Here is a 9,917-nt window from a genome sequence, read left to right as displayed (position 1 = left end):
GTTAACTGAACTTATTGGCCCATTTATCGCTTACAGTTTTTTCTGGTTTAAATGCTCCGGTGCGATCGGTGGCTATTACATTACTGCGCGGTATTCAGCTTGGTATAGTAAGCCCATATTTAATTGTGACCCACTTGAATACATTAATATAGCTTAGGCCTGAACTAATATTCACTCCCATCATCAATTTTTTATCATCTCTACCCCTCAACTTCCAGTGTTTAGGTTCATTAAATGTATTATTAAGCCGTGTAAGATTTTTGGGATTAAAAGCCAGATGAAATAGATCATATTCATGCTGAAGTCGAACCCAATTTTCAGGTACGCCACCGAGCACATAGCTCAGTCGAAGCGCTAGTTCTGTTGTGATACGTGTATATCCAGTTACTATATAATGACAAGTAGACAAGGGCATTTGCATCGCTTTTGCAAACTGTGTCAGACTAACCTCTCTGAAAACCAGAATAGCTTTAATTCTTTCAGCAGGAATCAGACTGTCAAGGTTTTCATAGGCCAGAATTATTTTATTTAAGGAGCGCAAGGCTTTTCGCCTGGCTTGTCTTGCTTTTTCATAACTATGCTTAGTTGGCATTAAATTACCCCTATTGATATTCAGAATATATATGTTATGAGTAAAAATGTTATCACGACATCAAAAACCAGCTAAAATGTAATTCATAGTGGGTATAACTCTGCTGGCTCTCAGGACAAAAAAATGCCGATATTTACCCTTACAACGCTTAATTAATTATTGGCAGTATTTGACTTAATGATTTCTTTTGCTTTTGTTGACTTCCTAAAATTCGTCGATTTCCATGTCGTTTAGTGTACATGTTAAAACGTTTTTTAGTCGTGTTCTTGGCAAGATAGCTCAATCGATAGATAATCTGTCCAAATAATCTGTTATCACCGAGCTGCCAAAAATAATAACAGTTTTTTGGCAGGCTAAATGTCCCTTCTGAAACTTCATACCAACACTGTTCAATAAATTTATTTAGCTTTCCTGGGCGGTTTATTTTTTGCCCATTAACCATTAATACACAGTGATAGTGCTGACATGGACTGTTGCCATGCTCACGGACCCATATCAGATGAAACCAAGTTTTCGCATAGTTATTATGCAATTTTTTAGTTAGCATCTTACTAAACTGGCTGATGATGAGGTTTGTTTCGCTATGTTCTTTGATATGCAGGTCGAAACGAACCACCAGCACTTTAGTTGAACGGCTAAATATTTCCAGAACTGTATCCAAAATACTTCGCATAATTTTTGGATCAGGATGGATCATATGTTGTGACCATTCATATACCGGCAGCGCATGATCCTGATAAAAAAAATAACCGAGTTTCTTTCGTGACACCTGAAACAGGCCTGAGGAAGTGATACTAGCCATATATTATAAATAATCCTGATCGCATATTAACTTTAACACCCAGTGTTACACAGTCTAACGGGAATTATATTACATTTAAAAATTGAAATATTTACTCATCAAAAAGGCGAGAGAAAGCGACAGGAAATTCACCTGTCGCATTGACTTAACTCATTCAGCTCACGGATAATTTTTGACGTATTTAATTAATTCCGGAGGCCAACCAATCACCCTTTTACCTACTTTAAGTGGCGCTGGGAAATTACCATTTCTAATCCAACGATTAAGTGTGGAGACGCCAATTCTAAGGTGTTGGCATACATAATATTTACCATGATATCTAATGAGCGATACTGGTGTTAAGTTTATATAGGTAGGTATAGTCATTATTAATGATACCTTAACGCTGGTTACACCAGAGTAATAAATCTGATAGTAGCCATGCGCAACTACTATTACCTAACCTTTTGCGTTGAGGGAAGTAGCCCTCTCTTTCAAGCTTCCACGCCTGAGAGCGCGAAATAGCTGTAATTTTATGGCGTTCGCTTTCTCTAACTAATCGGTCTGTTTCAATACCGTAAAAAGCGAGAATTTCTTTTTTCGTATAATTTTTGAGGTTCATGCCCATCCTCCGTAGGATTTAGTTGTTGATGGGCATTTTCAATTGCTTCTGATTATGCAGGTACGCACCCAGGGGCTGGGTAAAACTTATCTGCTTTAGATTTAATCAGCTCATACCCCTTTTTAACCTGTTTCCGAATCTCGCGAGTTATTAATTCTAAAAAAGGCATATGTATTTTTTTATCACGAGCCCCGAAAGTACTCTCGTTGCCATAGGTTTCCACATGTGCTCTCACTTCGGTGGCAAAATCGTCATGTATCTCATATGCAACTTCCGAAGCCGAGAGCTTAACTTCTAACGGTTGCCTATACAGAACTTCGCGAACCAGACGACAGATTAGGCTTAAGCGGAATCTTGCACGTTTTTTAGAGGCAAGCCCGCCCACTCTCCCTGCATCAACAAAAGATTGGAAAAAATCACTCTCATTTTTGTAAGTTTTAAAACCGTTCTTCTTAGTTGACGAACAATATTGCTCATCATGGCCGAAGCCTGAATCATGGGTGCAATAAATTGCTCCGGAAGGTAAGGAGGGGTTAACTAAGAGTACTGGGTTGATGCGGCTCATACGGTTCATGCCTTCTCGATTTTCTTATTTATTGACTTAAAAATGAAAATTTAGCTCAAACAAAAGTGAGGTCTGATCTGTCCAGATAATGGAGCTAAACGTTACCTGACCCATTACCTGACCCAAATTACAGGCAAAGAAAAAGGAGTCAGACGATTTCTCATCTAACTCCTTGTTTTATCTGGTGGCCCCTGCTGGACTTGAACCAGCGACCAAGCGATTATGAGTCGCCTGCTCTAACCACTGAGCTAAGGGGCCAGTGAGTGGCGGGGATTATAAGGTATCTCTGGCGGCTAATCCAGCACCTCCGGGTTTAGTTGCTGTTTTTTACAGCAATTGTCACAGAGTGCGGCGGATCCGTCGTGCGGCCAGTCACCGGGCCTCTCAGCCTGGCGGGGCCTGCAACACCTGGTAGCAGTAAATTATCGCGCCGGCGCGATGATTTTTATAACATTTATCCGGGAAAATAATTACGCCTGTATCAATTCGGAGATAACCCATGAAGTTCCCCGGCAATATCCCTTCAGTGATCGAAAAAAGCGGATTAATGGTCATCCTGATTTCCACCATTATTGCGTTAGTCAGTCATGTCGTTACCATGATCATGGATCGTCAAATCACGGTCAGCGATATCCTGCTGTTGTTTATGTACCTTGAGTTTATTTCGATGACGGAAACCTACTGGAAGATGGGCCAGTTACCGGTACGCATGCCGCTGTATATCGCGATGGTCGGTATTGCCCGTCATCTGATGACCGAACCCAGCGATATTAAACCGCAGGAAATCGTTCTTTATTCCCTGGGGATCGTGCTGCTGGGCGTGGCCGTGCTGATTGTCCGCTACGGGCACTTCAAATACCCGTATAAAAACCACGAAGCCGACGAAGACAGCTAACACCCCGCCCGGAACGGCCGGCCAGTGGCCGGCTGCTCTCTTTGCTTTATCACCGCATCAATACCGCTTACTGCCTCTCACTCTTTCCCGATAATTTTTACAGGACAGAGGAAGCAGCGCATAATTATCCGCGAAATATTTGCTCTCCCCATGCCCAGGGACTTTGAAATGATGGAATCAAAACGCGAACAACGAATACAACGCCTGCTGCAGGAAATAAGCTCTGCCGGACAGCTTCACCTGCACCGGGCCGCGGCGTTGCTCGGCGTTTCCGGAATGACCGTCCGCCGGGATATCAGCCAATACCCGCAGCAGTTATTATTACTGGGCGGATATATTCTCAATGCCACTCCGCGCACCACTGACCACTATTTCATTTCTGATCAGGCCACCCGCCAGGTGGCCCGGAAAAAACAGATTGCACAGCTGGCAGCCACGCTGGTCACCAAAAATGAGACCGTCTTCTTTGATTGCGGAACGACAACGCCGCATATTATTGCCGCGATCAATGACGATTTGCCGTTGACTGCCCTCACCGCATCCATGAATACGTTTCTGGCATTACAGGAAAAATCGTCCTGTCGGGTGATCCTTAGCGGGGGTGAGTTTCATCCGGATAATGCCATTTTCACCCCGACCGGAACGCATCCGTTACTGGACGAATTCTGCCCGACGCTGGCCTTTATCTCTGCCGCCGGTCTGGATGAACATCAGGGGGCGACCTGCTATAACTTCAATGAGCTGGCCATGAAACACCATGCACTCAAGCGTGCTGCCCGCAAGGTACTGGTGATGGATAGCAGCAAATTTGGCAAAGTCTTTCCGGCACGGATCGCCAGCATTACCGCTTTTGATATGTTGTTAACTGACAGGCCTTTGCCTGCCACACTGGCGCAGCAACTGGCGGAGGCGGGTGTAGAGGTGCTGATCGCCTGAGCCTTCCGGTCGTCCTGACCGCCGCAGTGGTCACCGCCCCGCTCTTTGCCTATGATGGGATCTTCCCCCTATCACAGGATATCCCGATGAAAGTTGCTCTCGGACAGTTCGCCGTCAGTCGTGAATGGCAGGAAAATGCCGATACCTGTCTGGCCTTAATGGCCCAGGCCGCCGGGGCCGGGGCCGATTTACTGGTTTTACCGGAGGCTATTCTCGCCAGAGATAATACTGCCCCTGCCTATGTGGTGGAAGCCGCCCAGCCGGAAGATGGCCCGTTCCTGCGCCGGTTACTTGCCGCCAGTGAAGGCAACCGCTTAACCACTATCTTTACCCAGCATGTCCCGGCCCCGGGAGAACGGGCTATCAATACCCTGTTTGCCCTGCATCAGGGGCAGATTATTGCACGCTACGAAAAGCTGCATTTGTACGATGCCTTTGCCGTACAGGAATCCGCCCGGGTGAACGCCGGGCAGCGGATCCCGCCCCTGATCACGGTGGCCGGAATGCAGGTCGGTCTGATGACCTGTTATGACATCCGTTTTCCGGAAATGGCCCGACGGCTGGCGCTGGACGGGGCAGATTTACTGGTACTGCCCGCCGCCTGGCTACGCGGGCCACTCAAAGAAAAACACTGGCAGATGCTGACGACTACCCGTGCGCTGGAGAATACCTGTTACCTGGTTGCTGTCGGAGAGTGCGGACCGAAGAATATCGGGAACAGTCTGGTCGCTGATCCGCTGGGCGTGGTGATTGCCAGTGCAGCCGAAGCGCCGGCCCTGATTTTTGCTGATATCGATGCCGGGCGACTGCGTTACGCCAGAGAGGTGCTGCCGGTGCTGGAAAACCGCCGGTTTGCGGCGCCAACACTTCGTTCGTCCTAATCATTTATCGCGGTAGCGCTCACTGCTGCTGCGCTTTTTCTTTTTTATCAGATTATTTTTTTACTTGTCATAACAAAAGGATATTAGCCAGAACAATCGTCAGGCTTTACAAGCTGCCCTGCACTTTTTATAGTCAAAAAACACAAAAAATCATCAATATATATTATCTGATCATCACCGCTGCTTTTGACTGAAAGGGATAACGCTTGAAAACTGCAATTGCGATCCATGGCGGTGCCGGGACCATTACCCGCCAGGCGCTGAGTAAAGAAAAAGAACAACAGTACCGCCAGGCCTTAGAAGATATTATCCGCGCCGGTCAGCAAATTTTACTGGCCGGCGGCAGTGCGCTGGACGCGGTGACCGAAACCGTACGTCTGCTGGAAGAGTGTCCTCTGTTTAACGCAGGTAAAGGTTCGGTGTTTACGCATCAGGCCACCCATGAGCTGGATGCCTGTGTGATGGATGGCCGCACACGTCAGGCCGGTGCCGTGGCTTGTGTCAGTCAGGTACGTAACCCGGTGCTGGCTGCCCGGGCCGTGCTGGAAAAAACACCTCATGTCTTACTGGCGGGTGCCGGTGCGGAGACTTTCGCAGCCGAACAGGGTCTGGAAACGGTTCCTCCTGATTTTTTCTCTACTCCGCAACGCTATGCCCAGTTACAACAGGCACTGCAACAGGGCGATATTCTGCTCGATCATCAGCAGGATACCGCCGACCCGCAAGGTGACCCTATCGACCCGCGCAACAAGTTCGGTACCGTCGGGGCTGTGGCACTGGATAGCGCCGGCCACCTGGCGGCAGCAACATCTACCGGCGGTATGACCAACAAACGTCCCGGACGCGTAGGCGATACTCCCCTGCCTGGTGCCGGCTGTTATGCCGACCGCCGGGTTGCGGTGTCCTGCACCGGCACCGGTGAAGTCTTTATTCTGACTCAGGCCGGATACGATATCTCTGCTCAGATGAACTATGCAGGCCGTTCCCTGGAACAGGCTTGCGATCATCTGATGCACACTCTGGGTGAAATGCAGGGTGTTGGTGGTCTGATTGCTATCGATGCCGGGGGTAACCTGGCACTGCCGTTTAACAGCGAAGGGATGTATCGGGCTTCTGCCAGCGGTCATGAGCCACCACAGGTGGCTATCTACCGTTATCCGCCAGCCTCCTGAGGAAATATCATGACTGATTTGCAGAATATCCTGCTCCACGATCCTGACCGGGTTCTGGTGGCTGAAAACCTGAGCGTGACCTTCCGTCAGGATAATCAGGTTTTTCAGGCCGTGGATTCCTTATCTCTTTCCGTCAGCCACGGCGAAACGCTGGCACTGGTCGGGGAATCCGGCTCCGGTAAATCCGTCACCTCGCTGGCACTGATGGGGCTTATCCGGCAGGCCGGTGGCCGTGTCACCGGCGATCGCTGGCTGCGCCGTCGCAACGGCGATCTGTTTGATCTCGGCAATGCGGATCAACAACAACTGCGCCGGATCCGCGGTTCCGACATCGCGATGATCTTTCAGGAGCCGATGACGTCACTAAACCCGGTTTTTTCTGTCGGTGAACAGATTGCCGAGTCCCTGCGACTTCATCAGGGAAAAACAGCGCATCAGGCCTGGCGTGAAGCCCGGGAATTACTGGATCGCGTAAGAATCCCGGCAGCAGCGGACACTATGCAGCGCTATCCCCACCAGCTATCCGGAGGAATGCGTCAGCGGGTCATGATAGCCATGGCACTCAGTTGCCGTCCTGCCCTGCTGATTGCCGATGAACCGACCACCGCACTGGATGTCACTATCCAGGCTCAGATACTGAACCTGATCCGCGAGCTGCAACAGGAAATGCATATGGGGGTGATTTTTATCACTCACGATATGGGCGTGGTAGCCGAAATGGCCGACAAGGTGACGGTCATGCACCGTGGTCGCCAGGTGGAATCCGCACCGTTACGGGAACTATTCCGCCAGCCCCGGCAGGAATATACCCGCGCCCTGCTGGCTGCCGTGCCAAAACTCGGCGCCATGCGCGGTCAGCCATTGCCGGCAAAATTTATTTTACCGGGAGAAACCGCCCCGGTCAGCGCACAACCGGATACGGTACAACGTGATCGTCCGCCGGTACTGGAGGTGCGTGATCTGGTCACCCGCTTTGATATCCGCGGCGGCTGGCTGAATCGCGTGCAGCGGCAGGTACATGCGGTGGAACACATCAGTTTTGATCTTTACGCCGGAGAAACCCTGGCGCTGGTCGGGGAATCCGGCTGCGGCAAATCCACCACCGGTCGTTCTCTGCTGCGACTGGTGGAAAGTCAGGGAGGATCGATTACCTTCAATGGTCAAAGGATCGATAAGATAGGCGGATCCGCACTGGCGCATTTACGCCGGGATATTCAGTTTATTTTTCAGGATCCTTACGCCTCACTCGACCCCAGGCAGTCCGTCGGGTATTCCATTATGGAGCCGTTACTGGTTCATAAGGTGATGGACCCGCAAGCCGCGGCAAAGCGTGCCGAAGAATTACTGGTGCGCGTCGGCCTGGAGGCCGGACACGCCGCACGCTATCCCCATGAGTTTTCCGGTGGTCAGCGACAGAGAATTTGTATTGCCCGGGCCCTCGCCCTGAACCCGAAAGTTGTGATTGCGGATGAATCTGTTTCTGCGCTGGATGTCTCCGTGCAGGCCCGGATCGTCAATCTGATGATGGATTTGCAGCAGGAGTTCGGCATCGCTTTTCTGTTTATCTCTCACGATATGGCGGTGGTCGAACGCATCAGCCACCGGGTTGCCGTGATGTATCTCGGACAAATCGTCGAAATCGGCTCCCGTCAGGATGTGTTTGAAAATCCGCAACATCCTTATACCCGTAAACTGATGGCGGCAGTCCCGGTCGCAGACCCGGAGGCAGTGCGTCATCATTTTGCAACGAAGGCAGAAGACGTGCCGGATGCCATCTATGCCCGCGGGGAATCTCCGCCGGTCGTTTCCCTGACCCGCGTTTCCGGTCAGCATTTTGTTGCTAACAGCAGCCACCCTTTTAGCTAACGTTACGATGCCCTCTGCGCGTGACCGGCAGTCAGGCAAAGCATCATTACAGGAGAGCAGGACGATGAACCAGAAAACAGTAAAGTGGCTGATCGCCGCAGGCATTATCGGCAGTAGCAGTGTTTCACTGCCCGCGTTTGCGGCTAAAGATATCGTGGTTGCCGTATTGTCAGACTTCACCACCATGGATCCTTACGATGCGAACGATACCCTGTCGCAGAGCGTCGCCAAGTCGTTCTATCAGGGGTTGTTTGGTTTCGATAAGAATATGAAGCTGGAAAACGTGCTGGCGGAAAGCTATACAGTAAGCCCGGATGGGCTGACGTATACCTTTAAGTTACGTCCCGGGGTGAAATTCCAGGATGGTACCGATTTTAATGCAGAAGCCGTGAAGGTGAACCTTGATCGAGCCAGTAACCCGGCGAATCACCTGAAACGCTATAACCTGTTTAAATATATCGCCCATACCGATGTCGTTGACCCGCTGACGGTCAAAGTGACCCTGAAACAGCCTTTCTCTGCCTTTATTCATAATCTGGCGCATCCGTCTGCGGTGATGATTTCGCCGGCGGCACTGAAAAAATACGGTAAAGATATAGGTTTCCACCCGGTCGGGACCGGCCCTTACCAGTTTGTCAGTTGGGATCCGACCGATGATATGAAGGTGAAAAAATGGGATGGTTACTGGAAAAAAGGCTATCCGAAGCTGGATGAAATCACCTGGCGTCCGGTAGAAGATAACAATACCCGTGCCGCCATGCTGCAGACCGGTGAAGCCACCGTCGCTTTCCCGATCCCTTACGAGCAGGCACCGTTACTGAAAAAAGACAGTAAGCTGGATGTCGTGACCTGGCCGTCCATCATGCAGCGCTATATCAGCCTGAATGTGACACAGAAACCGTTTAATGATCCGCGAGTACGCGAAGCATTAAATTATGCCATTAACCGCCAGGCGCTGGTCAAAGTTGCCTTCTCCGGCTATGCCACTCCGGCCACCGGCATTGTGCCACCGGCTATCGCCTACGCACAGACCTTCCCGGCCCCGGTGTATGACCCGGCCAAAGCCCGTGAACTGCTGAAAGAAGCCGGTTACCCGAACGGATTTGAAACGACCCTCTGGTCATCCCATAACTACACCACGGCGCAGAAAGTGCTGCAGTTTGTTCAGCAGCAACTGGCGCAGGTGGGCGTAAAAGCACAGGTGACGGCGATGGATGCCGGTCAGCGGGCCTCACAGGTAGAAGATAAAGGACAGAAAGAGAGCGGCGTCCGTATGTTCTATACCGGCTGGTCAGCTTCCACCGGTGAAGCAGACTGGGCATTAACCCCGCTCTTTGCAACGGCCTCCTGGCCACCGGCTATCTTTAATACCGCGTTCTATAGCAATCCGAAGGTCGATAAAGACCTGGCAGATGCGCTGAAAACCACCAACGAAGCAGAGAAATCTGCCCTGTATAAAGATGCTCAGGAGCGTATCTGGCATGACCAGCCCTGGATCCCGTTGGCGGTGGAAAAACTGGTGTCTGCAAACAACAAAAATCTGACCGGCTTCTACATTATGCCGGATACCTCATTTAACTTTGATGATGCGGATCTGAAGTAACTGA

At 50.3% G+C, this 9,917-nt stretch carries 11 protein-coding genes and 1 tRNA gene; 6 read left to right on the top strand and 6 right to left on the bottom strand.

All coding sequences use genetic code 11. The annotated features are described in order from the left end of the window. Positions 1-94 precede the first annotated feature (94 nt). The 6 genes from CG67_RS16385 to CG67_RS16370 form a co-directional block, all read right to left on the bottom strand. Positions 95-592 (bottom strand): HigA family addiction module antitoxin, encoded by a 498-nt coding sequence (locus tag CG67_RS16385; protein WP_025904017.1) that lies wholly within the window; start codon positions 590-592, stop codon positions 95-97. 148 nt (positions 593-740) lie between these two features. Then, positions 741-1,394, bottom strand: a complete 654-nt coding sequence (locus CG67_RS16380; RefSeq protein WP_025904016.1) for an inovirus-type Gp2 protein — start codon at positions 1,392-1,394, stop codon at positions 741-743. Between the two features lie 159 nt (positions 1,395-1,553). Then, positions 1,554-1,760: an AlpA family phage regulatory protein gene (locus tag CG67_RS18855; RefSeq protein ID WP_074011272.1), complete on the bottom strand. Its 207-nt coding sequence runs from the start codon at positions 1,758-1,760 to the stop codon at positions 1,554-1,556. 13 nt (positions 1,761-1,773) lie between these two features. Continuing rightward, positions 1,774-1,995 carry an AlpA family phage regulatory protein gene (locus tag CG67_RS17720; protein ID WP_084765004.1) on the bottom strand — a complete coding sequence of 74 codons (222 nt, stop codon included), beginning with the start codon at positions 1,993-1,995 and terminating at the stop codon, positions 1,774-1,776. Positions 1,996-2,047: 52 nt separating this feature from the next. Further along, entirely contained in the window at positions 2,048-2,560 is a 513-nt protein-coding gene (locus CG67_RS16375) for a hypothetical protein (protein WP_025904015.1), read from the bottom strand. A 182-nt stretch (positions 2,561-2,742) separates the two neighbouring features. After that, positions 2,743-2,818, bottom strand: a tRNA-Ile gene (locus tag CG67_RS16370). A gap of 241 nt (positions 2,819-3,059) precedes the next feature. Here CG67_RS16370 and CG67_RS16365 point away from each other — a divergent pair. From CG67_RS16365 to gsiB, 6 genes are all read left to right on the top strand, one after another. After that, entirely contained in the window at positions 3,060-3,455 is a 396-nt protein-coding gene (locus tag CG67_RS16365) for a phosphate-starvation-inducible protein PsiE (protein WP_025904014.1), read from the top strand. 171 nt (positions 3,456-3,626) lie between these two features. Continuing rightward, positions 3,627-4,391 carry a DNA-binding transcriptional repressor DeoR gene (deoR, locus tag CG67_RS16360; protein WP_025904013.1) on the top strand — a complete coding sequence of 255 codons (765 nt, stop codon included), beginning with the start codon at positions 3,627-3,629 and terminating at the stop codon, positions 4,389-4,391. Positions 4,392-4,477: 86 nt separating this feature from the next. Beyond that, positions 4,478-5,272 (top strand): deaminated glutathione amidase, encoded by a 795-nt coding sequence (locus tag CG67_RS16355; protein ID WP_025904012.1) that lies wholly within the window; start codon positions 4,478-4,480, stop codon positions 5,270-5,272. Between the two features lie 206 nt (positions 5,273-5,478). Further along, positions 5,479-6,444, top strand: a complete 966-nt coding sequence (locus tag CG67_RS16350; protein WP_025904011.1) for an isoaspartyl peptidase/L-asparaginase family protein — start codon at positions 5,479-5,481, stop codon at positions 6,442-6,444. A gap of 9 nt (positions 6,445-6,453) precedes the next feature. Then, positions 6,454-8,310, top strand: a complete 1,857-nt coding sequence (locus tag CG67_RS16345; protein WP_025904010.1) for a dipeptide ABC transporter ATP-binding protein — start codon at positions 6,454-6,456, stop codon at positions 8,308-8,310. A gap of 64 nt (positions 8,311-8,374) precedes the next feature. Beyond that, the gene (gene gsiB, locus CG67_RS16340) at positions 8,375-9,913 is read left to right on the top strand and encodes a glutathione ABC transporter substrate-binding protein GsiB (RefSeq protein WP_025904009.1); all 1,539 of its coding nucleotides are present in this window, start codon (positions 8,375-8,377) and stop codon (positions 9,911-9,913) included. Positions 9,914-9,917 lie beyond the last annotated feature (4 nt).

The sequence above is a fragment of the Tatumella sp. UCD-D_suzukii genome, from assembly GCF_000611875.2.
In the GTDB taxonomy this organism is placed as follows: Bacteria; Pseudomonadota; Gammaproteobacteria; order Enterobacterales; family Enterobacteriaceae; genus Tatumella; species Tatumella ptyseos.
Note: the sequence above shows the minus strand (reverse complement) of the source record. Positions and strands in the feature narration are given on the sequence as shown.